We start from the raw sequence: 22016 nt of genomic DNA, 5'->3' as shown, positions 1-22016 counted from the left end.
GGGGCGAGGAGATGCTGCCGGGGCAGCGGATCAGGGTAAGCGGGCGGCGCCGGAGATGGGTCTGGGCACATTTCCGGCGCCGTCCCCGGCCGGGACACAACCAGCTGTCATGGACGCCCGGGCAGTTGTCAGGAACTGACGCAGCCCGGACTGACCGGTGGGGGACATGCTGGCCGCGCCCCTGCCGGTCACGGCGCTAACGCTGCGCCGTGACGTCGCGCCGCGTCAGAGCCGAAGCGCGGGCAAAGAGGTTGACGGTGTCGCGCTCGCTGAGCGGTGCGAAGCCGCCGCGCGCCCGGACCGCGAGTTCCGGGCTGCACGGCAGGTCCTTGCCTGCCCGACCCGGCCGGCGGCCCTGGTCAGCCGGCTCCTTTCGGACGCGGGTGAGAAAGAACAGGCCCGGCATATCATTCGACCGCGAAAGCCCGGGTCCGGCAGGCCGAGCGGCAGGACGCGAAGATCAGCGCGGGCCGGCGCTGCTGCAGGATACCGAGAGCGGCGACGCGGTTGGCACGGGCCTTGGCAACGAGTTCTGCAAACATCTCTGTACTCCCCTGAATGGACCGACGTCGAAAAGCGGGTCAGAGACCCATGATCCGGCGGATGGCCGGCATCGCATGATGGCGCAGGCCATGGCACGGCATCGCCGCGCGGGGCGGAAGGCCCTTGCGGGGCTGCTGGATGCCGGACGCTTCATGGCCGATCATGTCTGGCCTCCCTTCAACGGACACGACGACCCTGCGCCATCGGTCCTTGTCACGATGCCTCCAGCTTCCGGGCGATTCCCGCTCTGGCCAACCGCCCGCAGGGTGGAACGGGCCTCCTTCCCCCCTAAGGAGGATGCCCGGAAACGCGAAAACCCGGGAATGACCCCGGGATCGGCCATTCCGCGCCCTTGCGGAGCCCGGATTTCGCCCGACTCGGTCCGGGCCGGGACCGGGCCGAACGGCGGCCCCCGTCCATACGACTGTAGTATGATGGCCCGCTTTTACCCCCGGCTCGGGATGGCTCGGGCGCCCTGCCATTGCGCAAATTCGGTCACAAGGTGGCCCAGTTCTGCTGCCATGGCTTGCACAAGGAAGGGTATAGGAAGATGTTTCCTCTCAGGAATATCATGACGGTGGCCGTGCTGGCCATGACTGTGGGACTGACCTCTGCGCCGACGCCGGTCCATGCCGGCGACCAGAGCGCCGAGCCGACCTATGTCCAGGTCGTGGCATCCCTGCAGAACGACGGCTTCACGATAGACAAGATCTCCCGGACCTTCCTTGGCAGGATCCGCATCGTCGCGTCCAACAGCAAGGTGGTGCGCGAGGTGGTGGTCAGCCGCAACACCGGAGAGATCAAGAGCGACATGATCATCAAGGTGATCGGTGACGGGTCGGCACGCGGCACGGCCGGCGGAACCGGACGCGGCAGCGGCGGCGACGGCCCGGCGGACCCCTCGCCGGGGACCGGCGGCGGTTCGATCGGCGGCGCGGTGGCCGGCGCCGGAAGCGCGGTCGGAGGAGCCGTCGGCAGCGTCGGTGGTGCGGTCGGAGGCGCTGTGGACAGCGTGGGCGGTGCCGCCGGGGATGCCGTGGACAGCGTGGGCGGCGCCGTGGGCGGCGCAATCGACAACCTTGGCCTCTGATGTCTCTGTTCCCCTGCCTGCCGCGCGGGGCCGCCGGTCACGCCTGCGGTCCCTGCGTGCAAGGGCATTCTGCAAGCAGAAGCTGGCGCTTCTCTATGCGGTCTTCACGGTCCAGTTCCTGAGCGCGCTGTTCTTCGTCGGCGAACTCTGGTCCGAGGTCCTGGGCATCCGCCACACGCCGATCCCCTACGCCTGGCAGGAATACATCCAGTTCTGGGCCAGCATCGGCCTTGTCGTCGGCGTGATCACCAGCTTTGCCTTCCTGACGCAGACGCAGCGCCGGATGGCCTCGATGCACCGCCAGATCGACGTCACCTCGGGCAAGTACCAGAACCACCTGATGGGCCATTTCGACCGTTGGGGGCTGTCGCCTTCCGAGCGCGCGGTCACGATCTGCGCCATGAAGGGCTTCTCGAACAGCGAGATCGCCGAGCTGCGCGGCACCTCGGCCTCGACGATCAAGAGCCAGATGAAGGCGGTCTTCCGCAAGACCGAACTGCAGAACCGCCAGCAGCTCATCGCCTTCATGGTCGAGGAGCTGCTGGTCGGGATGGAGCCGGAACCGGCGTCGGGATCGGCCGCGGCCGGGACGGACGGCCGCCAGCAGACCGGCTCCTGACACCCGCCTGCCCCTCTTCACCCGCATTCGGGGCGGGTCAGGCCAGCACCGCGCCCATGGCCATGGCCACCGCGGCCTGTGTCGGGTCGATCACCGGGCAGCCGAGCGCCTCCTGCAGCGGCGCCCGGTGGCGGGCCATGCCGGCGCAGCCGAGGATCAGCACCTCGGCGCCGTCACCGATCAGCTCGTGGCCGACCTCGGTGAGCCGGGCCAGGGTTCCGTCGCCGCGTGCGCTCTCGTCTACGCTCATGTTCAGCGCGCGTTCCCCGGCCAGGCGCTGCTCGACGCCCATCCGGCGCATGTAGCGCATGTGGCGCCGGATCGACGGCTCGGCGATGGCGAAGACACCGAAACGGTCGCCCCGGGCCATGGCGGTCAGCAGGCCGGATTCCTGGATCCCGAAGACCGGCACCCGGGCCGTGGCGCGGCAGAGGTCGATGCCCGGATCGGAATAGCAGGCGATGACGAAGGCACCGGCGTCCGGGCGCCGCTCGATCAGGGCGGCGAGCGGCAGGGCCACCTGATCGACATCGCGCTGGCTTTCGATGCCGAAGGGCCCCTCGTCCAGCGTCAGGCACTCGATGGGGACCGCGGCGCGGAACGGTTCCAGCGCCTCGGACAGGCCGTCGGTCACCGCCTGGTTCGAGTTCGGGTTGATGACGACGATCGGCCCGGTCACGGCGCGATCTCCGCCCCGAAGTTCCAGGCCGGGTCGAGTTCCGGGGTCCGCGTGCCGGGATAGCCGGTGAAGTCGGGCCGCGCCCGGGCAACGAAGCGGCCCCGGCCCGGCTCGGCCACCAGTTCACCGCCGTCGATCACCGTTTCGCCCCGCGACAGCACCGTGACCGGCCAGCCGGTGACCTGGCGCCCCTCGAAAGGCGTGTAGTCCATGTTGTCGTGCTGGCCCTCGACGGTGACGGTCCGGGTCTCTTCCGGGTCCCAGATTGCGATATCCGCATCGGCGCCGATGGCGATGGTGCCCTTCTGCGGATGCATCCCGTAGAGCTTCGCCGCGTTGGTGGCGCCGAGCGCGACGAACTGGTTCAGCGTGATCCTTCCGCCGCGCACACCTTCCGAGAACAACAGCGGCAGGCGCAGGGCAAGGCCCGGCATGCCGTTGGCGATCTGCTTGAACGTTGCCTCGGGGCCCTTCGACAGCTTGCCGCTGGCATCGAAGCGATAGGGCGCGTGATCCGAGGAAAAGACCGAGAAGGTGCCCGCCTGCAGATGCCGCCACAGCGCCTCTTGCGTGGGCGTGTCGCGCACCGGGGGCGAGCACATGAACTTGGCCCCTTCCATGCCGGGGCGGTCGAGATCGTCCTTGGTCAGGAACAGGTATTGCGGGCAGGTCTCGCCGAAGATCTTCGCGCCTTCCAGCCGGGCCTGCGCCACCAGCCCGGCACCTTCGGGCGTGGAGACATGGACGATCAGCAGCGGCGCATCGACGAAACGGGCCAGGGTGATCGCGCGGTTGATCGCCTCGGCCTCGGCGGCGGCGGGGTGGCTGATTGCGTGATAGCGCGGCGCGGTATGGCCCGAGGCCACCAGCCGGTCGGATATCCACTTGATGATACCCGAGTTCTCGGCATGCACCATGGTCAGCGCGCCGTGGCTCTTGGCGACCGAGAGGATATCGAGGAACTGGCTGTCGTCGATCTTCATCAGGTCGTAGGTCATGAAGACCTTGAACGAGGTCACGCCGCGCGCGAAGGCCTGCGGCAGTTCCTCGGTCAGTGCCTTCTCGGTCGGGTCGGCGACGATCAGGTGATAGCCGTAGTCGATGACCGAAGCGCCCTGGGCCCGGCTGTCATAGAGATCGAGCGTTTCGAGAACCCCCATGCCGCGATGCTGGGCGGCGAAGGGGATGAAGCACGAATTGCCGCCGAATGCGGCCGAGATCGAGCCGCTGCGATAATCGTCCGCCGTCATCCCGCCGGTCGCGCTTTCCTGGGCGATGTGGCAATGCGCCTCGATCCCGCCGGGCAGAACCAGCTTTCCGGTCGCATCGATCTCCCGCGCGGCGGACAGGTCGTCGGCAATGGCGGTGATGCGCCCGCCGGCGATGCCGACATCGGCGCGAAAGGTGTCCGAGGCCGTGGCGACTGTGCCGTTCTTGATGACGATATCCATGGTCACACCGATCTGATGGAGCCACCGTCGCAGCGCACGAGGCTGCCGGTGATGTAGCTGGCCGGTGCCGAGACGAGGAAGGCGGCGGTCTTGGCGAATTCCTCGACCGTTCCGTAGCGGCCGGCCGGGATGGTACTGGCCGAGGCCATGCGGGCCTCGTCGATCGAGACCCCGCCCCGCTTGGCGGCGGCGGCGTCGAGTTCATCCACGCGCTCGGTGTGAATCCGGCCCGGGATCAGCATGTTGACGGTGATCCCTTCGGCGGCGAGATCGTTCGACAGCGATTTCGACCAGCCGACCAGGGCAGAACGGATCGTGTTCGACACCGCAAGTGTCGGGATCGGCTGGATGACGCCGGACGAACCGATGGCGAGGACCCGGCCCCAGCCGGCCTTGCGCATCGCCGGCAAGAGCTTGTCGGTCGTCTCGATCACCCGCAGCACCATCTGGTTGAAGTGACCGGTCAGCGTCGCGGGATCGGCATCGACCATCTTGCCCGGCGGCGGACCGCCGGTGTTGGCCACGAGGATATCGGCGGCCCCCAGCTTCTCGGCCACCGCCTGCGCCAGTGTCTCGGCCGCATCGTCGCGGGCCAGGTCGCAGGCGACCCAATGCGCCCTGCCCTGCCCCTTGGCGTTGATCGCCGCGACCTCGGCGGCCAGCCGGTCCTCCGAGCGGCCCGACAGCAGCACGTCGGCGCCCTCTTCGGCCAGCACCTTCGCGATGCCCAGCCCCAGCCCGCGCGAGGACGACATGACCAGCGCCCGTTTTCCCTTCAGCCCCAGATCCATCAGCCCAATTCCTCCAAACGTTTCTCCAGCCGCCCGACCAGACGGGTCAGGTCGTCGTGATCGGCGGGCGTCATCGTCGGCCCGGGGGCCCGCACCCTGGCCGAGGCGATCACACCGCGCCGCTTCAATGTCTCCTTGCGGATCGCCAGCCCAAGGCCCAGCTGCTGTTCGTAGCGGACCAGCGGCAGATAGGCGTCGAAGATGTCCTCGGCCCGGTCATGCTCTCCCTTCAGGCACAGGTCCACCACCTGCACCATCATCTCGGGATAGGCAAAGCCGGTCATCGCCCCGTCGGCGCCGCGCTGCATCTCCTGCGGCAGGAACAGGGCCGAGTTGCCGGTCAGGATCGACAGCCGCGGCTGCTCGGCGGTATCGGTTTCGGCCCGGACGCGCGACAGCTTGTTGAGCCCCGGCCAATCCTCATGCTTGAGCATCACCACCTGCGGGTTCTGCCGCGCGATCCGCAGGATGCTCTCGACCGAGAAGCGGACGCCCGTCGTCTGCGGATAGTCCTGCAGGCAGATCGGGACATCGGGGCCGAGCGTCTTGCAGACCTGCGCGAAATAGCCTTCGAGCCGGTCCTCGGGACCAAGCCCCGGCATCGGTGCGACCATGACGCCCGCGGCGCCGGCCTCCATCACCTCGGCCGTCAGGGCCCGCATCGGGTCGAGCCCGCCCCCCGAGACGCCGACGATCACCGGCACCTTGCCGGCAACGCGGGCCAGGACGCGCTTGACGAAGCTGCGCGACTCCTCGCCCGACAGTTTCGGGGCCTCGCCCATGATCCCGAGGATGGTCATGCCGGTGACGCCGGTCTCGAGATAGAAATCGACCATCCGGTCGGTCGAGTCCAGGTCGAGCGCCCCGTCCTCGGTGAACGGAGTCGCGGCGATCACGAAGACCCCGGATGAATTGCGATGGATAAGCTCGGTCATCTTTGTCCCACTGGTTTCGGTATGGTGTGGCGCCCGATCTCTTCAAGCCGGGCATAGCGGTCGGCGAAGAGCCGGGCCACCGGATAGTCGCCGTCCCAATCGACATGCATGCGTTCGGTATCGAGCAACCCGTCATGCGCGGCCAGCGCCACCGCCTCACCGACCACGATATCGCGCTCGGGCGAATAGCGCAGCGTGTCCTTCAGCCGGCATTCGATGGCGGCGGGCGCCGCTGCCAGCCGGGGCGGCGCGACCAGGGACGAAGGCGCCAGCTCCAGGCCCAGAACCTCGGGTTCGCTGACATCCGCGGCATAGGCGGCGGCGGTTTCCACCATCGGCTCCACCAGGTCCGGCGTCACGATGTTGACCACGAATTCGCCGCTGTCGGCGATGTTGCGGGCGGTATCCTTGGGGCCCGTGCCGTCGCGGTGATGCTCGAGCCCGAGGATGATCAGCGCCGGGTCCTGGCCGAACAGGTTGAAGAACGAGAACGGCGCGGCGTTGACCCGGCCCGACCGGTCCATAGTCGTCACCCAGGCCACCGGGCGCGGAATCACCACCGCCGTCAGCAGCTTGTAGCGGTCCATGGGCGCCAGCCGGGTGAGGTCGAGCTGCGTCATACCTTCACGACCGTGCCCGTCTGGCTGGTGATCAGGCCGTAATGCTCGATCCGGCGATGCCGGGCGAAATCGAAGATCGTCTTCTTGCCGAAGACCGACAGGTCCATGTCGCAGGCATGAACCAGCAGTTCGTCCCCCTTGGTCTTGGCGCGCTGCACCACATAGCCGTTGGGATCGACGATGATCGAGCCGCCCATCAGCGGATGGCCGTCCTCGTCGCCCGCCTTGGCGACGCCCACCACCCAGGTGGCGTTCTGATAGGCGCCCGCGGTCATCGACAGGTCGGAATGGTAGAGCCGCTGTTCCTCGCCTTCGCTGCTGTCCTGGCTGTTCACCGAGGGCGTGTTGTAGCCGAGGATCACCAGTTCCACGCCCTGAAGCCCCAGCACCCGGTAGGCCTCGGGCCAGCGCCGGTCGTTGCAGATCAGCATGCCGACCACCGCATCCTGGGTGCGCCAGACCGGAAAGCCCAGATCGCCGGGTTCGAAATAGCGTTTCTCGAGATGCTGGAAGGCCCGTTCGGTATCGTATTCGGAATGGCCGGGCAGGTGGATCTTGCGATACTTGGCGATGATGTTCGCCTGCCGGTCGGTCAGGATCTGGGTGTTGAAATGGTGCCCGTCCGGGGTCAGCTCGGCATAGCCGAAGCTGATCGCGACCCCCAGTTCCCGGGCCCGGTCGAACAGCGGCCTGGTGGCGGCGTTCGGCATCTCGGTCTCGAACCAGCGGTCGACCTCGGCCTGATCCTCCATGTACCAGCGCGGGAAGAAGGTCGTCAGCGCCAGTTCCGGAAAGACGACCATCGTGCAGCCTGCGCGCCCGGCCTCTTCCAGAAGCGCCAGCATCCGCGCGACGATCGCCTCGCGGCTGTCGGCCTTCTGGTTCGGGCCCATCTGGGCGGCTCCGACAACAATCTCTCGCATGTTTACCCTTTCAGACAGATATCCGGCGCTGGTAGCGGCTGAGCAGCCGGACCACGGGCCAGATGAGGACAAGATAGACCCCCGCCGCCAGCGTCAGCGGCGAGGCATTGTAGGTCACCGATCGCGCAAGATCGGCGGCATGAAGCAGTTCGCCAAGCGACACGACCGAGGCGAGCGAGGTCAGTTTCACCACCTCGACGGTGTTCGAGATCAGGTCGGGCAACACGTTGCGGATCGCCTGCGGCAGGATCACGTGGACCAGCGTCTGGCGCTGCGTGAGACCGGTGGAGCGCGCGGCCTCGGCCTGGCCCTTGCCGATCGAGATCAGCCCGGCGCGGAACACCTCGCCGTAATAGGCCGAGTTGTTCAGCAGGAAGGCGACCGTCACCGCCACGAAGGGCGACAGCTGAATGCCGGTGAACGGCAGGCCGGCATAGACGAAGATCAGCAGGACCAGCGGCGGGATCGCCCGGAACAGGTCCACCAGCGCCACCGCCGGCCAGCGCAGCCAGCGCGACCGCGCCGTCGATGCCAGCGCCGCGATCAGCCCGCCCGCCAGGCCCAGCGGGATCACCGCGCAGCAGATCAGCAGCGTCACGCCGAGGCCGCGCATGATCGTGGGCCAGGCCCGCATCATGATGTCGATGTTGAAGAATTGCTGAATGAGCTGGTCCATGGGTCAGTTCTTCTTCCAGGAGAACCGGCTTTCGAGCCAGCGTGACAGGATCACGAAGGGCAGGAACAGCAGCACATAGGCCATGGCGGCCAGGGTCAGCGGCGAGGCGTTGCCGGAAAAGCTCTGCGCCGTGGTGGCCTGGTTGAGGATGTCCGGCACCCCGATCACCGTGCCGAGCGCGGTCATCTTGGTGATCGCGATGGCCCGGTTGGTCAGCGGCGGGATGACCATGCGCACCGCCTGGGGCAGCACGACATGGATCAGCGTCCGGGTGAAGCCGAGCCCGGTCGAGCGGGCGGCCTCCCACTGGCCCTTGTCGGTCGAGGTGATGCCGGCCCAGATGATCTCTTCCGCGAAGGCGCCCAGCGTCAGGCCGAGGATCACGAAGAGAACGGTGAAGCTCGACAGCGAGAGGCCGATGTTGGGCAGGCCGAAATAGGCCAGCAGGATCAGCACCAGCGGCGGCAGGGCGCGGAAGATGTCGGCATAGATCACGATCAGGAAGGATATCAGCCGCAGCCGATAGGCGCGGATACAGGCCAGCAGGGTTCCCAGCAGCGTTCCAGAGATCACGATCAGGATCGACAGTTCGACGGTCACCCAGACGCCCTGCAGGATGCTTGGCGTGTATTTCGCCAGCACCGCCCCGTTCAGGAAGGTCTCGATGAAGCGGTCCAGATTGCTCATTGGCCGTAACTGTAGCGGGACAGGAAGGCCCGGGTGCTGTCGTGCTGCGGATTGGTGAAGATGTCCTCCGGCGGCCCCTGCTCGACGATATGTCCGTCGGCCATGAAGACGACCCGGTCGGCGGCCTCGCGGGCGAAGGCCATCTCGTGGCTGACCACCAGCATCGTCATGCCGTCCTGCTTCAGTTCGCGCATCACGCCCAGAACGTCGCCGACCAGTTCCGGATCGAGCGCCGAGGTCGGCTCGTCGAACAGCATCACCGCCGGCTCCAGCGCGATGGCGCGGGCGATGGCGACGCGCTGCTGCTGGCCGCCCGACAGTTGCGAGGGGTAGTTGCCTGCCTTGTCGGCCAGCCCGACCCGGGCCAGCGCCGCCGCGGCGCGGGTATCGGCCTCGTCGCGGGATTGTTTCAGAACCTTGCGCAGCGCCAGCGTCACGTTCCGGCGCGCATCGAGATGCGGGTAGAGGTTGAAGCTCTGGAACACCATGCCGATGCGGCGGCGGACCTTGTCGAGATTGACCCCGCGGCCGGTGATCTGTTCGCCTTCCAGCAGGATGTCGCCCGAGTCCGGTTCCTCGAGCCGGTTGCAGCAGCGCAGCATCGTCGACTTGCCCGAGCCGGAACGGCCGAGGACAAAGACCATCTCGGACTTCGCCACGCTCAGGCTGACGTTCTTCAGCACTTCGACCGTGCCGAAGGATTTCTTCAGCCCGATCACTTCCAGCGTGGGCCGCCCCTTTGCAGGGGCGGTCGCGCCGTTCTGTTGGTCCGGCTTATTCACAGCCGGGCGTATGGTCGTCTTCGACATAGCCGTCGAAACCCGGTTCGCCCCAGCCGGCCCGCGGCGTCACGGCGGCAGAGCCTTCGGCCGGATCGATTCCGAACCACTTCTTGTGCAATTCGGCCATGGTGCCATCGAGCTTCATGCATTCGATGACCGCCTCGACCTTGGCGCGCAGTTCCTCGTCGCCCTTGCGGAACGGCATCCCCCAGACCAGGCCGGTCGAATAGAGATAGCTCAGCTTCACGCCGGGGGTCTGCTTGGCCGCCCAGGCCATGACCGTGTTGCCGGCCACGGTGGCATCGGCGCGGCCCGAGAGCACCGCCTGAACCGCGTCGGTCGCGGTGCCGTAGCTTTCCACGGTCCAGCCGATCTCGTCGGTCAGGCCGCGCGCCCAGCTGTCATAGACCGAGCCCTTGTTGACCGCGATGACCTTGCCCTTGAAACCTTCCAGGTCGGAAATGTCGTCGGCGTCCGCCTTCACCACGAACTGGAAGTCGGTGTTCAGGTAGCCCTCGGAGAACAGGTAGTTCGCCGCGCGCTCCTCGGTGATCGTCGTGGGGGCGACCACGAAGTCGTAGGTGCCCGCCTGCAGGCCCGGCAGGATGCCCGAGAACTGCGTCGCGACGATCTCCATCTCGGTGCCGAGCCGCTCTCCGATGGTGTTGGCCAGGTCGACGTTGAAGCCCTCGACGCCACCATCCATCGTCGGCATCGCGTGCGGAGCGAAGGTCCCGTCAAGTGCCACGACATACTTGTCCTGGGCCATGGCGCCGCCGCTCAGCACGAGCGAAAGCGCAAGGCTTCTGATCATGATCTTCATCTCATTCCCCTCTGTTGGTTGATGCAGGCGCCATTGCCGTGCCCAGAAGAACCGGGCTGCCGAAGGAAGTGGTTAAGTCGACCTGCGCCCTGCTGCCAAAAGTTCAACACAGGGACGGAGAGCGACGCAATATATCTGGCTATAAAAATCTTCGCCTTCAAAATAACATTTCATTATACTGCAGCCGAAATGGGCAAAGGGAGACGCCGGTGTTCACGTTGAGACAGCTGGAGACTTTCCGCGAAGTGGTGCGGGCCCGGACGACGCTGCGCGCGGCCAAGGCGCTGAACGTCTCGCAGCCGGCGGTGTCGAACATGATCCGGCAGATGGAGGCGCGGCTCGGCTTTCCCCTGTTCGAACGTCTGGGCAACCGGCTGGTGCCGACGCCGGACGCGGACGAGATCTACCGCGACAGCGAGTCGATCTTCGCTCTCTACCAGGCGTTCAGCCACCGGATCGAAACCCGCCAGCGCAGCGAGGCCGGCCATCTCAGGATCGTCGGGACGCCGCCGCTGGCCAACGCGCTGATCCCGCAGGCGCTGCGCGAGTTCCTGTCGAAGCGGCCGGCGGTGCGGGTCCATGTCGATACGCGGCGGATCACCGGCGTGATGGAATCCGTCGAGACCCGCATGGCCGACATCGGTTTCGGCCTGAATCCGCCCGAACGCGAGGGCCTGTCCTTCGAGACCCTGGCAATGGCGCAAATGGTCTGCGTCTTTCCGCCCGGCCACCCGCTGGAAGACAAGGCGGCGATCTCGTCACGCGACCTGGACGGTCAACCGCTGGTTCTCTACGAGCCGAACTCGAGTCTCGATCGCGCGATATCCTCGGACATTCTCACCCGCGAGCTGCGGGCCCGGGCGATCGCCGAGGTGCGCTATTCCTCGCTCGCCTGCCTGATGGCCGAGGCCGGGCTGGGCGTGGGCTTCGTCGATTCCCTGACCGCCACCGTCGGGGAACGCTACCGGCTTTCGGCCCGGCCGCTGTTCCCGAGCCAGCCGGTGCCGGTCTGCGTCATCACCCGGAAGGGCGAAACGGCAAAGCGGATTCAGGCCACCTTTCTGACCGAGCTGCGCAAGTCCCCGGCCCTGACCGCCATCCAGGAATATGGCGCCGAGGTTCCCGACGTCAGCACCTGAGCGGGCACCGCCGCGCGCCCGGGCCGGGGGGCGGCCGGCATGGTGCTGTGCAGAATTGGCGCGGGATGCTATTCTGGAAGCCCAACGACGGAGCGCGAACCATGTCGGACGGCAAACTCACGATCCTGATCGGAACCACCAAGGGGGCTTTCCTGCTCTCCGGCGGCAGCGACCGCAACGGCTGGACGGTTGCCGGACCGTTCTGCGACGGCTGGCCGATCAACCATGTCGTCGGCGACCCTGCCAGCGGCACGATCTGGGCCGGAGGCGGCGGGGACTGGCACGGCGCGGGCGTCTGGCGATCCGGCGATGGCGGGGCAAGCTGGGAGCTCACCCGGCTGACCCGCGGAACGATGGACGACTGGGCCGCCAACGATCCCGACTTTGCCGAGATGATCGGCTGGAAGGACGAGCCGCTGCCCTTCGGCGACGGGTTCGCACAGATCTGGTCGCTGGGCCTGGTCGATGGCACGCTCTATGCCGGGACCAAGCCGGCCAGCCTGCTGGCCAGCCGGGACGGCGGCAGGAGCTGGAACCGGGTGCAGGGGTTGAGCGATCATCCCTCCTCCGACAGCTGGACCCCCGGTGCCGCCGGGCTGGTGCTGCACACGATCGTCGCCGATCCGGAGAACCCGAGAAAGCTCTGGATCGGGATCTCGGCTGCCGGGGTCTTCGCGACCGAGGACGGCGGCGAGACCTGGGAACGGCGCAACCGGCTGTCGAATGCCGGGGACTGCGCCGGCCACGACCACCCGGCGGCACCGCGCGACGGCGAGATCGGGCATTGCGTCCACAACATGATGCGGGCCCCCGGCGCCGATGACCTGCTCTACCAGCAGAACCACCACGGTGTCTGGCGCTCTGCCGATGGCGGCCGCAGCTGGGAGGACATCACGGCCGGGCTGCCCTCGACCTTCGGGTTCCCGATCCGGGTCCACCCCCGCGACCCGGACCGGCTCTGGACCATTCCGCTGAACGGGGACAGCGCCGGACGCTATCCGCCGGATGCCGCGGCGGCGGTCTGGCGGTCAACGGATGGCGGGGCAAGCTGGCAGCCGATGCGGGAGGGACTGCCGCAGACCGGCTGCTTCTTCACCGTGCTGCGCCAGGCGATGGCCGGGGATGCCCGCGATCCGGCCGGGGTCTATTTCGGCACCAACAGCGGCTCGGTCTTTGCCAGCCTCGACGAGGGCGAGACCTGGGCCGAGATCGCGCGGCATCTGCCGACGATCCTGGCGGTGGAGGTCCTCGACCACTGAACCGTTCGGCCGCCGCCACGTCCGGGGACAGGCGGCCCTGCCCCTCTTCGATCAGCTTGATCGCCCGCAACGCCATGTCCTGACCGTCGATCCCGACCGGCCCGGCAACCCGCAGCGCGGCGCCCTTGTCGGCGCTTGTCGCGGGCCTGCAATGCGGCGGGCCGCCGCCCTACCCCGAGTATCCCGCCATGCGCGGGATCGCCAGGACCAGGTCGGGGAACAGGATGATCAGCAGCAGCGCCACCAGCAGGGTCAGGATGAAGGACCAGATTTCCCGGATCAGCTCCGACAACGGGATTTTCGACACGCCGCCGATCAGGAACAGCAGTTCGCCATAGGGCGGCGTGATCAGCCCGATCTTCGGCTGTATCTGTACAACTTCCCGGAAATATGCGGCGTCCAGATCAGTCTGGGGCTGATCCGCCGCCTGACCGAGAAGTTCCCGGGCATCATCGCGGGTGTGAAGGACAGCGGCGGCGATCCCGATGTGACGGCCGACTATATCCTGTCGTTTTCCGGTCTGAGGATCTTCACCGGCAACGAAGTCGATGTGCCCGAGCTGAACCCGCTGGGCCTTGCCGGTACCGTCTGTGGTCTGGCCAATGTCGTGCCGGCCTTCATGCGTCATCTCGTCGATGCGCGGAACGAATACGAGGGCCGCCCGCTCGTCGCCGCCCTCCGGGAAGCCGATGCCGTGCTGTCGCGCTTCCCGTTCATACCGTCGGCCAAGGCGATCATCGCCGACCGGATGCAGGACCCGAACTGGCTGCGGCACATGCCGCCGATGACCACCCCTCCGGCACAGCTGCGGGCCCGGATGGTGGCCGACTATCTCCAATGGCTCTCGACCGGTGGCCAGACCACTGTCGCCACGGGCCAGGATCTGTCGGCCACGAATGTCCTGCCCCTCAAATCAGCCTGAAACGATGAACGGCCACTCGAATACGAAAGAGGCATCATGACGACCGCCGCCCCCACAGGCCGCGCCAGCGGCAAGAACAGCCCCGATCTTGATACCGAAGGCAGCCGCATCGCGAATGCCATCGGCTCTGCGGACATCGTCTTCATGCGCCATCACGGGGTGATGGTCCTGTCCGACAGCATCGCCAAGGCCTGGGATGACCTGTATTATCTGGAACGCGCCTGCGAGGTGCAGGTGCTGGCCCTGTCCACCGGCCGCCCGATCATTCCGATCGATGCCGAGCTCGCGCGGAAGACCGGCGCCCAGATCATGGGCGAGGCCGCCGAGGCTGCTGATTTGCATCTGGCAAGCATCCGGCGGCAGCTGGACCGGCTGGAACCCGATTACCGCTCATGACCGCCTGACCTGACCCCGCCGACGGCGAACTGGTCGAGACGCGGAATTCCGAAAGCAATCGGCCGCGAACTGCGACCGAAACAGGCCCTGCCGGCCTTGGCCATGCGCCGGGTCTTCTTGACCAGTGAATGATGCGACCCGCGGCCGCCGTCGTGCCGCGGACCAGCCCCGAGTCCGGCAGCTGCCCCACGACCATGCGGCGGATCACCGCACGGGCTGCGCGCCCGAACCTGTGCCCGCTCCTCGGCACATCGCAGACTCGACAGGGGTCGGGCCACGGGGAAGAAGAGATCATCCCGACTCCATAGGTCATAAAGAAATCTTTTCACTCCCATATCTCGATTGGATTGGACGAATTCGGGAAAATCTGGTGCTCTGAAGACGATATCACAAGGAATCATGCCCATGTCAGACCGTCAACTCTACCTGAAATTTCTTGATTCAGACGTGCGGGGCATCATCACTCTCTATGAGGAAACCGCGCCGAAGACATGTGCCGCGATCTGGAGCGCATTGCACGAGCCCGTGCAGTGGCCGGCGCTGCATGCGTCCTACACCGGACCCGAGATCATGATGGGGCTTCCCGAAAGCGCGCGGACCTTCGACCCGACCAGCATCGGCCCCGAGAACATCACGAGCTTTCCCGCCCCGGGCGAGCTGCTGTGGTTCTATCAGCCGAAGAACTACTTCAAGATGGACCCCGACGAGTTCTGGGAAATCGGCCTTGTCTATGGCGAGGGCGCCCGCACCGCCGGCCCGACCGGCTGGACCGCTCCCAACTTCTTCGGCCGGATCACCGAGAATTTCGACGCCGTGGTCGAGCAATGCCGTATCATCCGCCGCAAGGGCGAGCGGATGGTCGAGCTCGGTCGCTGCGCCTGAGCCGACAGCTTCGCGACGGCGCCCATGCCGCCGCGGCCCAGACATCGACTTTGTCCGTGAAACCATAGAATGGAAATGCCATGCAAATCACCACTCGCAGTCTTTTCGGTTCGGTCGCCATCAGCCTCTTCGCCATGCCGGCGCTGGCCGACGAAATCACCATCAACTCCTTCGGCGGCGCCTATGAGGAAGCGCATCGCGCCTGCGTCATCGACCCGTTCGAAGCCGCCACGGGCGCCAAGGTCAACATCGTCACGGCCTATTCCGCCGATGCCTTCGCACAACTTCGCGCCCAGAAGGATGCGCCGCAGTTCGACGTGATCCACTTCTCGGGCGGGCAGGAGATCGTCGGGGCCAGTGAAGGTCTGCTGCTGCCGATCACCCCCGAGATGGTGCCCAACCTTGCCGATGTCTATGACTTCGCCAAGGAAGGCGTCGCCAAGGGCGAAGGCCCGGCCTACCAGATCGCCGCGGTCGGGCTGGTCTATGCCGCCGACAAGATGCCCGAAGCGCCGACCAAATGGGCCGACCTGCTGAACCCCGAATACAGCGACCGGCTGGTTCTGACCGATATCTCAAACGGATACGGGATGATCGGACTGCTGATGCTGAACCAGATCTCGGGCGGCACGATGGATGATATCCAGCCCGGCCTCGACGCGGTGTCGAAGCTGCTCGAACAGGGGGCGATCGTGGTCTCGAAATCGCCGGAAATCCAGCAGGAGTTCGCTCAGAACGACGCCTGGCTTGCCGCCTATGCCTCGGATTATGCCTATACCCTGCAAAAGGCGGGGCTGGACGTGAAATTCGTCCAGGGCGAGGAAGGCACGCCGGCCAGCTTCATCACCGCAAGCCTGGTCGCCGGACGCGACAATGTCGAGCTGGCGTCGAAGTTCATCGACATGGAACTGTCGCCCGAGGCGCAGGCCTGCTTCTCGGAAGCGCTGCGCTACACGCCGACGAACTCGAAGACGGTGCTGGCCGATGACGTGGCCGCTTCGGTCGTCTACGGGCCCGACGCGACCGCCGGCCTGATGCGGTTCGACCCGATCAAGATCGAGGCCAACCGGTCCGCCTGGGTCGAGGCCTGGGGCAAAACCATCGCCCGCTGAACCTGAAACGGGCGGCGGCAGGAAGAGCGCATGACGGACCGCAGGGAAGCCTGGCTGTTTCTGGTCCCGGGACTGGCATTGCTGGTCCTGGGATTCGTCCTGCCGATCCTGCGGATGCTGGTTCTCTCGGTGCTGGGGCCGGACGGGCTGACGCTTCAGCAGTTTGCCCGGTTCTTTCAGGACGGCTACTACCCGTCGATCCTCTGGCGCACGGTCCGGATGTCGCTGGTCATCACGGCGATCACCGCCGCAATCGGCTTTCCGCTGGCCTATATCACCTCGCGGGTGGGTCCCCGGCTGCGGCTCTGGCTGATCGTCATGGTGATCCTGCCGCTGATGACATCGGTCGTGGTCCGCACCTTCGGCTGGATGGTCCTGCTGGGCCGGTCCGGGCCGCTGGCGACCACGCTGCGCGACATGGGGCTGGTCGGGCGCAGCTTTTCCCTGATGCATACCGAGGCGGCGATCGTCCTGGGCATGGTCCAGGTTCTGCTGCCTTTCATGGTGCTCAGCATGCTTGGCGTTCTCAGCCGTCTCGACCCGAGGCTGGAGGAAGCGGCGCGGACCATGGGCTGCAGCTTCCTGCAGACCATCAGGCGGGTGGTCCTGCCGCTGGCGATGCCCGGCGTGGTCGCCGGATCGCTGCTGGTCTTCACCCTGTCGGCCTCGTCCTTCATCACCCCGAGCCTGCTGGGCGGCGCACGGATCGAGGTGCTGGCGGGCTCGATCTACAAGAGCGTAACGCAGACGCTGGACTGGAACTTCGCCGCCGCGCAATCGGTGATCCTGTTCCTAGGGCTTGCCCTGGTCCTGATCCCCTATCTTCGCCTTGGTGCGCGGCATGGTTAAGGCGGTGCCCACCTGGCTTCGCTGGCTGGCCTGGATCTTCGTCATCCTGGCGGCGCTGCTGCTTCTGGCGCCGCTGGTGGTGGTGGTCGGGGTCTCGGTCTCGGAAAGCCAGTTCATCGCCTTTCCGCCGAACGGCTTCTCGCTGAAATGGTACGGGAACGCCCTCGGGTCGCGCGAATATGTCGAGGCCTTCTGGCTCTCGCTGCGGCTGGCGGCGCTGGTCACACTGTCGGCCACGCTGATCGGCGGCGCCGCGGCGATTGCCCTGTCGCGGCGCCGGGGCGGCCAGGCGCTCGAGACCTTCTTCCTGTCGCCGCTGGTCATCCCCAGCATCATCTTCGCGATCGGGATGCTGATGCTCTGGAGCTCGCTCTTCGGCGTCACCTCCTTCCTGGCGCTCTGGATCGCGCATACCGTGGTGGCACTGCCCTATGTGCTGCGCACCACGCTGGCCGTGCTGGCCGAAAGCGACCCCTTCCTGGAAGAGGCGGCACGGACGATGGGCGCCAGCTGGCCCCGCCGGCTCTGGCATGTCGTCCTGCCGCAATGTCGACCGGGGCTGGCCGCGGGGGCGTTCTTTGCCTTCAACATCTCGTTCGACGAGGCGGTCCTGTCCCTGTTCCTGCGCAATCCGGGTCTGAACACCCTTCCGGTGCAGATCTACGGGCAGCTCGAATTCTCGCCCGACCCGACCGTGGCGGCGGTTTCGACCATGATGATCGTTCTGACCGTGACCCTGATTGTCCTTCTTGACCGGCTTCTTGGCCTGAACCGCGTGGCGAGTACCTGAATGTCCGACCTGACCCTCCGCCAGATAGAAAAATCCTTCGGCCGCACCAAGGTGCTGCACGGGATCGACCTCGACATCCGTTCGGGCGAGTTCGTCTCGCTGCTCGGGGCCTCCGGCTGCGGCAAGACCACCTTGCTGCGCATCATTGCCGGCCTCGAAAGCGTCAGCGGCGGCAGCGTCAGCATCGCCGGCCGGGATGTCACCGAACTGCCGCCGGAGAAGCGGGACATCGCGATGATGTTCCAGTCCTACGCGCTGCTGCCGCATCTGACGGTGGCCGAAAACGTGCGCTTTCCCCTGCGGATGCGGCGCCGGGGCAGCCGCGAGGAACAGGTCGCGCAGGTCGAGAAGGCGCTGGAGACCGTGCAGCTCGGCCATCTGGGTGATCGCATGATCCGGCAGCTCTCGGGCGGGCAGCAGCAGCGGGTGGCCCTGGCACGCGCCATCGTCTCGGGTCCGCAGGTCCTGCTGCTGGACGAACCGCTTTCGAACCTGGATGCCCGCCTGCGCGAGGAGATGCAGGTCGAGCTGATGGAGATTCACAACCAGCTGGGCCTGACGACGATCTTCGTCACCCACGATCAGGAAGAGGCCCTGTCCCTGTCGGACCGCGTGGTGCTGCTGAACAACGGCCGGATCGAACAGCAGGGCAGCCCGCATGCGATCTACAGCGCCCCCGAGACGGGATTTGCCTCATCCTTCCTCGGCGCCGCCAATCTGCTGCCGGTCGCGGTCGAGGACGGGCCGGTGGCCCGGCTGGCGGACGGGCAAGAGCTGGCGCTGCGCGACGAGGAGACCCAGCGGGGCGACAGGATGCTGCTCCTGCGGCAGGAGGACCTGAAGATCGTGCCCGCAACGACCGCTGGCGCCTTGAGGGCCCGGGTGGCGATCCGTGTCTATCTTGGCGCGCGCTACCGTTACATGCTGGATCTGGCCGGCCAGCGGATCAGCCTGACCGCCCCGAACTCGGTCCATGTCGAACCGGGAGAGGACGTCGACCTGACCATCGCCCCCGACCGGATTCGCCTGCTGGCACGCTGAGGCAGGGCGACTTGCGCCGGGGTGCGACAGGGCTATCATTGCCGGGAAAGGACGCGGGGCCAGAACGACGCTTGAGGTCAGGCACCGCCCGTGTCCCACGGGAGGCGCAGGTGCGCACAATCGACATGCGGACCTTTGTCGTGCTGACCCGGACCCGCAATTTCCGGCGCGCGGCGGAGGAGTTGAACACCACGCAGCCGGCCGTCTCCAGCCGCCTCGCCGCGATCGAGCGCGAATATGGCCGCCGTCTGATCGAGCGCGGCGACGGCGTGTTTCGGTTGACCGATGCCGGAGAACTGGTTCTGAAAGGGTTCGAGACGGCTCTCGACGAACTCGACAAGGTCTCGGCCCAGCTGTCCGGCTCTCCAGTGGTCCGGGCCGCGCCCCTGCGTCTGGGGGCCATCGATACGGTGGCCGCGACATGGATGCCGGACCTCATCGACAGGCTGCATGCGCAGTTCCCCGGCGTTCAGATCGAACTGACGGTCGATGGCACCGCGCCGCTGCTCGCCGGCCTGAAGAACGACCGTTTCGACGTGGCCTTCGCGATCCAGTCACTGGTTGACGAGGGATTTCGCAGTTTCTCGCCCTGCACGCTGCAGATGATCTGGGCCGGGTCGCCGCGGCTGATCGACCCCGGCCATCGCTACACGCCCGGAGACCTGGCACGGCTCCCGATCATCTCGTTCCCCAAGGCATCGCCGCCCTTTCTGATGATCGCCCCCTATTTCCACGACGAGAAGCTGCTGGCCGCCAACCTGACCAGCTGCAACTCGCTCTATGCCATCGTCAACCTGCTGATCGACGGCTTCGGCGTGGCGGCGCTGCCTGCGGTCACGATCCGGCGCGAACTGAAGACCGGGAAGCTTTGCGCGCTGAACGTCACCAAGCATTTCCCGGCGATGCCCGTGATCGCATCCTATCAGGGCCTCACCCAGCAAGACACGATCCGTGCCGTGGTCGAGACCAGCCGCACGGTCGCCGCCGACTTCTGCGCTAAGGTCGAGCCGGGAACGGCCTGGGTCGAATAGACGCCTGCCCCGAAATCCGCGAGACTCCCCCGGCCGCCCGGCCTGCCCCCCTGCCCTGGCGGAACCGCCCATCGGGTAGGCCGCTGTTTCGGCAGTCCGGCCCATCGGCGTCCTGCTCATGATCCAGAACAGGAGCTTCGTCGTGCGCAGGCCCATCTTGCCGCCCCGGGACATCCGCACCGGATCGCTCAGAACCAGGTGACGGTGTCTTCCATCGTGCGCCGGGTCTTGGGGAATTCCGGCTCCCTGGCGCGGTAGCCGAAGGCGAACATCACCGCCGGTTTCCACCGGGTGGTATCGATGCCGAAATGATTTTCCAGGGTTTCGACGGTGCGGCCCATGTCGAAACCTTCGATCGGGCAGCTGTCGATGCCCATGAGCGCCCCGGCCGTCATCATGTTGGCCAGCACGATATAGGCCTGCTTGCCGGACCAGTCGGTGATCTCGCGGTCGGTCGTGATGCCGTGATCCACCGTCTGGAACTTGCCGTAGGCACCGTTGAATCCCTCGATCACCTCGTCCGGCAACTGCTTGACGGTGCGATAGTGGTTCTGCAGGTACTCCGACCCGGCCGCCATCGTCCTGGCGGTGCCGGCAAGGATGATGCCGAAATGGCTGGCCGTGCCCAGCTGGCCGCTGGAGCCGTTCATCATGCCGTTGGCACCCCAGGAGAACTCCCGGAACAGCTCGCGCTTTTCCGGGGTCTGGATCACCAGCACCCTGAACGGCTCATGACCGAAGGATGTCGGCGACAGACGCCCGGCTTCGAGGATGGTCTCGAAGGCGGAATCGTCGATCCTTCGCGTCGGATCGAAGACCTTGGTCGCATGACGGAAATTGAAGGCATCAAGGATCTGCGCCTGAATGTCCCGGGTAACATCGGTGATCGCGTTCATGGTCGGCTCCATCGGAATGGTGTTGTCCCGACCCAGATATCACTTGTGAGATCGCAGAAAATTGGCGCATATCAGAGTTCAGTTTTCGTCTTTCGGATATAATGACAATGGACACCGACAGCCTGCGCCTGTTCGTCATGGCGGCCGAACGGCTCAACATCAGCGCGGCCGGCCGTGAGCTTGGCCTGGCGCCGGCGGTTGCCAGCGCACGGCTTGCGAAGCTGGAGAACGAACTTGAGGTCGAACTCCTGCACCGCACCACCCGCAAGGTGACCCTGTCGCTGGAGGGGGCGGATTTCCTGCCCTATGCACGCGAAATCCTTGCCCAGGCGGATGCTGCCCGGGCCGCGCTTGGCGGATCGGAAACCGGCCCGATAGGCACCCTGCGCTTTGCCGCCCCCAGCAGTTTCGCACAGCTGCACATCATGCCGCTTCTGCCGGAGTTCCAGGCCCTCTACCCCGATCTCACGCTGGATCTTCGCCTGTCCGACAAGCAGTTCGATGCCATCGAGGGCAGCTTCGACCTTGCGCTGCGCAGCGCGCCCTTGACCGACAGCAGCCTCAGGGGCCGCAAACTGGCAGAGGACAAGCGGATTCTCTGCGCCTCGCCGGCCTATCTCGAGACCCACGGAACACCCGCGACTGTCCAGGACCTCGCGGGGCACAGGTTCATCGCCTGGAGCGATGCGGGTGCGCGGGAACTGATCCATGCCTCGGGCGCAGTGGCCCTGCTGGACCCGGCCAGGATGGTCTGCCGCACCATCGTGGATGACGGCGATGCACAGCGCGAAGCGACCATCGCCGGTGCGGGGCTTTCGATCAACTCGCTCTGGAGCGCCGCGCATGAAATCCGTTCCGGCCGGCTTTTGCAGGTCCTGCCCGATTGGCGGCTGAACGATCGGTCGGTGCTGTGGCTGGTCTATCCGCGCTCGAACGTGCTGACCCCCAAGACCCGTCTCTTCATCGACTTCCTGATCAAGCGTCTCGGGCCGGCGGTCGCATTCGATCCGGCAAGCCCGGAATTGCCCGTGCCCCCGTGATCCGCCACCACGAGTGCAACCCGTGCCAATCCTCGGCCTT

Annotated in this window: 28 protein-coding genes; 13 read left to right on the top strand and 15 right to left on the bottom strand. The window is 66.4% G+C overall.

Annotated elements, in window-relative coordinates; all coding sequences use genetic code 11:
- Window positions 1–196: 196 nt before the first annotated feature.
- Genes NUW50_RS03700 through NUW50_RS03690 form a run of 3 tightly spaced genes read right to left on the bottom strand, consistent with a single transcriptional unit; the run spans window position 197 to window position 707 of the window.
- Window positions 197–406 carry a hypothetical protein gene (locus tag NUW50_RS03700; RefSeq protein WP_258287712.1) on the bottom strand — a complete coding sequence of 70 codons (210 nt, stop codon included), beginning with the start codon at window positions 404–406 and terminating at the stop codon, window positions 197–199.
- Window position 407: 1 nt separating this feature from the next.
- Window positions 408–542, bottom strand: coding sequence for a hypothetical protein (locus NUW50_RS03695; protein ID WP_258287711.1), 135 nt, complete (start codon window positions 540–542; stop codon window positions 408–410).
- Between the two features lie 39 nt (window positions 543–581).
- Window positions 582–707: a hypothetical protein gene (locus tag NUW50_RS03690; RefSeq protein WP_258287710.1), complete on the bottom strand. Its 126-nt coding sequence runs from the start codon at window positions 705–707 to the stop codon at window positions 582–584.
- Between the two features lie 407 nt (window positions 708–1114).
- On the opposite strand from NUW50_RS03690, the gene NUW50_RS03685 reads away from it, so the two are divergent.
- Window positions 1115–1633 (top strand): hypothetical protein, encoded by a 519-nt coding sequence (locus NUW50_RS03685; RefSeq protein ID WP_258287709.1) that lies wholly within the window; start codon window positions 1115–1117, stop codon window positions 1631–1633.
- Window positions 1623–2252 carry a helix-turn-helix transcriptional regulator gene (locus NUW50_RS03680; RefSeq protein WP_258287708.1) on the top strand — a complete coding sequence of 210 codons (630 nt, stop codon included), beginning with the start codon at window positions 1623–1625 and terminating at the stop codon, window positions 2250–2252. Before NUW50_RS03685 ends, NUW50_RS03680 begins: the two co-directional genes overlap by 11 nt.
- 37 nt (window positions 2253–2289) lie before the next feature.
- On the opposite strand, the gene NUW50_RS03675 is transcribed toward NUW50_RS03680, so the two are convergent.
- The 10 genes from NUW50_RS03675 to NUW50_RS03630 are packed head-to-tail and all read right to left on the bottom strand — an operon-like array spanning window position 2290 to window position 10610.
- On the bottom strand, window positions 2290–2931 hold the full coding sequence (locus NUW50_RS03675; RefSeq protein ID WP_258287707.1) for an aspartate/glutamate racemase family protein: 642 nt from the start codon (window positions 2929–2931) through the stop codon (window positions 2290–2292).
- Window positions 2928–4388, bottom strand: a complete 1461-nt coding sequence (hydA, locus tag NUW50_RS03670) for a dihydropyrimidinase (RefSeq protein ID WP_338001344.1) — start codon at window positions 4386–4388, stop codon at window positions 2928–2930. The genes NUW50_RS03675 and hydA overlap by 4 nt, the downstream gene beginning before the upstream one ends.
- Window positions 4385–5173 carry an SDR family oxidoreductase gene (locus NUW50_RS03665; protein ID WP_258287705.1) on the bottom strand — a complete coding sequence of 263 codons (789 nt, stop codon included), beginning with the start codon at window positions 5171–5173 and terminating at the stop codon, window positions 4385–4387. Before NUW50_RS03665 ends, hydA begins: the two co-directional genes overlap by 4 nt.
- Window positions 5173–6108 carry a dihydrodipicolinate synthase family protein gene (locus NUW50_RS03660; RefSeq protein ID WP_258287704.1) on the bottom strand — a complete coding sequence of 312 codons (936 nt, stop codon included), beginning with the start codon at window positions 6106–6108 and terminating at the stop codon, window positions 5173–5175. The genes NUW50_RS03665 and NUW50_RS03660 overlap by 1 nt, the downstream gene beginning before the upstream one ends.
- Window positions 6105–6728, bottom strand: a complete 624-nt coding sequence (locus tag NUW50_RS03655; protein WP_258287703.1) for a flavin reductase family protein — start codon at window positions 6726–6728, stop codon at window positions 6105–6107. The genes NUW50_RS03660 and NUW50_RS03655 overlap by 4 nt, the downstream gene beginning before the upstream one ends.
- Entirely contained in the window at window positions 6725–7651 is a 927-nt protein-coding gene (locus NUW50_RS03650) for an N-carbamoyl-D-amino-acid hydrolase (RefSeq protein WP_258287702.1), read from the bottom strand. The genes NUW50_RS03655 and NUW50_RS03650 overlap by 4 nt, the downstream gene beginning before the upstream one ends.
- Window positions 7652–7661: 10 nt before the next feature.
- Window positions 7662–8327 (bottom strand): amino acid ABC transporter permease, encoded by a 666-nt coding sequence (locus NUW50_RS03645; RefSeq protein WP_258287701.1) that lies wholly within the window; start codon window positions 8325–8327, stop codon window positions 7662–7664.
- A 3-nt stretch (window positions 8328–8330) separates the two neighbouring features.
- Window positions 8331–9014 (bottom strand): amino acid ABC transporter permease, encoded by a 684-nt coding sequence (locus NUW50_RS03640; RefSeq protein ID WP_258287700.1) that lies wholly within the window; start codon window positions 9012–9014, stop codon window positions 8331–8333.
- Window positions 9011–9796 (bottom strand): amino acid ABC transporter ATP-binding protein, encoded by a 786-nt coding sequence (locus tag NUW50_RS03635; protein ID WP_338001343.1) that lies wholly within the window; start codon window positions 9794–9796, stop codon window positions 9011–9013. Before NUW50_RS03635 ends, NUW50_RS03640 begins: the two co-directional genes overlap by 4 nt.
- A complete protein-coding gene (locus NUW50_RS03630) occupies window positions 9789–10610 on the bottom strand; it encodes a transporter substrate-binding domain-containing protein (RefSeq protein ID WP_258287699.1) in 822 nt (273 codons plus the stop codon). The genes NUW50_RS03635 and NUW50_RS03630 overlap by 8 nt, the downstream gene beginning before the upstream one ends.
- A 218-nt stretch (window positions 10611–10828) precedes the next feature.
- On the opposite strand from NUW50_RS03630, the gene NUW50_RS03625 reads away from it, so the two are divergent.
- A complete protein-coding gene (locus tag NUW50_RS03625; protein ID WP_258287698.1) occupies window positions 10829–11758 on the top strand; it encodes a LysR family transcriptional regulator in 930 nt (309 codons plus the stop codon).
- 101 nt (window positions 11759–11859) lie between these two features.
- The gene (locus NUW50_RS03620) at window positions 11860–13017 is read left to right on the top strand and encodes a WD40/YVTN/BNR-like repeat-containing protein (protein WP_258287697.1); all 1158 of its coding nucleotides are present in this window, start codon (window positions 11860–11862) and stop codon (window positions 13015–13017) included.
- 169 nt (window positions 13018–13186) lie between these two features.
- Here NUW50_RS03620 and NUW50_RS03615 read toward each other — a convergent pair whose 3' ends face one another.
- Window positions 13187–13366, bottom strand: coding sequence for a TRAP transporter large permease subunit (locus NUW50_RS03615; RefSeq protein ID WP_258288296.1), 180 nt, complete (start codon window positions 13364–13366; stop codon window positions 13187–13189).
- On the opposite strand from NUW50_RS03615, the gene NUW50_RS03610 reads away from it, so the two are divergent.
- The 8 genes from NUW50_RS03610 (at window position 13352) to NUW50_RS03575 (ending at window position 20040) form a co-directional block, all read left to right on the top strand.
- Window positions 13352–13939, top strand: coding sequence for a dihydrodipicolinate synthase family protein (locus tag NUW50_RS03610; protein ID WP_258288295.1), 588 nt, complete (start codon window positions 13352–13354; stop codon window positions 13937–13939). The two genes, NUW50_RS03615 and NUW50_RS03610, sit on opposite strands and share 15 nt — an antisense overlap.
- Before the next feature lie 36 nt (window positions 13940–13975).
- A complete protein-coding gene (locus tag NUW50_RS03605; protein ID WP_258287696.1) occupies window positions 13976–14335 on the top strand; it encodes a class II aldolase/adducin family protein in 360 nt (119 codons plus the stop codon).
- Between the two features lie 405 nt (window positions 14336–14740).
- Window positions 14741–15217, top strand: a complete 477-nt coding sequence (locus tag NUW50_RS03600; RefSeq protein WP_258287695.1) for a DUF3830 family protein — start codon at window positions 14741–14743, stop codon at window positions 15215–15217.
- 80 nt (window positions 15218–15297) lie between these two features.
- Window positions 15298–16329, top strand: a complete 1032-nt coding sequence (locus NUW50_RS03595; protein ID WP_258287694.1) for an ABC transporter substrate-binding protein — start codon at window positions 15298–15300, stop codon at window positions 16327–16329.
- 30 nt (window positions 16330–16359) lie between these two features.
- Entirely contained in the window at window positions 16360–17178 is an 819-nt protein-coding gene (locus NUW50_RS03590) for an ABC transporter permease (RefSeq protein ID WP_258287693.1), read from the top strand.
- Between the two features lie 4 nt (window positions 17179–17182).
- Window positions 17183–17968, top strand: coding sequence for an ABC transporter permease (locus NUW50_RS03585; protein WP_258287691.1), 786 nt, complete (start codon window positions 17183–17185; stop codon window positions 17966–17968).
- Window positions 17969–19009 carry a heme ABC exporter ATP-binding protein CcmA gene (gene ccmA / locus NUW50_RS03580; RefSeq protein WP_258287690.1) on the top strand — a complete coding sequence of 347 codons (1041 nt, stop codon included), beginning with the start codon at window positions 17969–17971 and terminating at the stop codon, window positions 19007–19009.
- Between the two features lie 110 nt (window positions 19010–19119).
- Window positions 19120–20040, top strand: a complete 921-nt coding sequence (locus NUW50_RS03575; RefSeq protein ID WP_258287689.1) for a LysR family transcriptional regulator — start codon at window positions 19120–19122, stop codon at window positions 20038–20040.
- Window positions 20041–20228: 188 nt separating this feature from the next.
- Here NUW50_RS03575 and NUW50_RS03570 read toward each other — a convergent pair whose 3' ends face one another.
- Entirely contained in the window at window positions 20229–20936 is a 708-nt protein-coding gene (locus NUW50_RS03570; protein ID WP_258287688.1) for an NAD(P)H-dependent oxidoreductase, read from the bottom strand.
- Window positions 20937–21043: 107 nt separating this feature from the next.
- Here NUW50_RS03570 and NUW50_RS03565 point away from each other — a divergent pair, with 107 nt between their 5' ends.
- Window positions 21044–21976, top strand: coding sequence for a LysR family transcriptional regulator (locus NUW50_RS03565; protein WP_258287687.1), 933 nt, complete (start codon window positions 21044–21046; stop codon window positions 21974–21976).
- Window positions 21977–22016 lie beyond the last annotated feature (40 nt).

This window comes from Frigidibacter sp. ROC022, assembly GCF_024723735.1.
Lineage (GTDB): Bacteria > Pseudomonadota > Alphaproteobacteria > Rhodobacterales > Rhodobacteraceae > SLM-1.
This window is presented reverse-complemented; position numbering and strand designations above follow the sequence as displayed.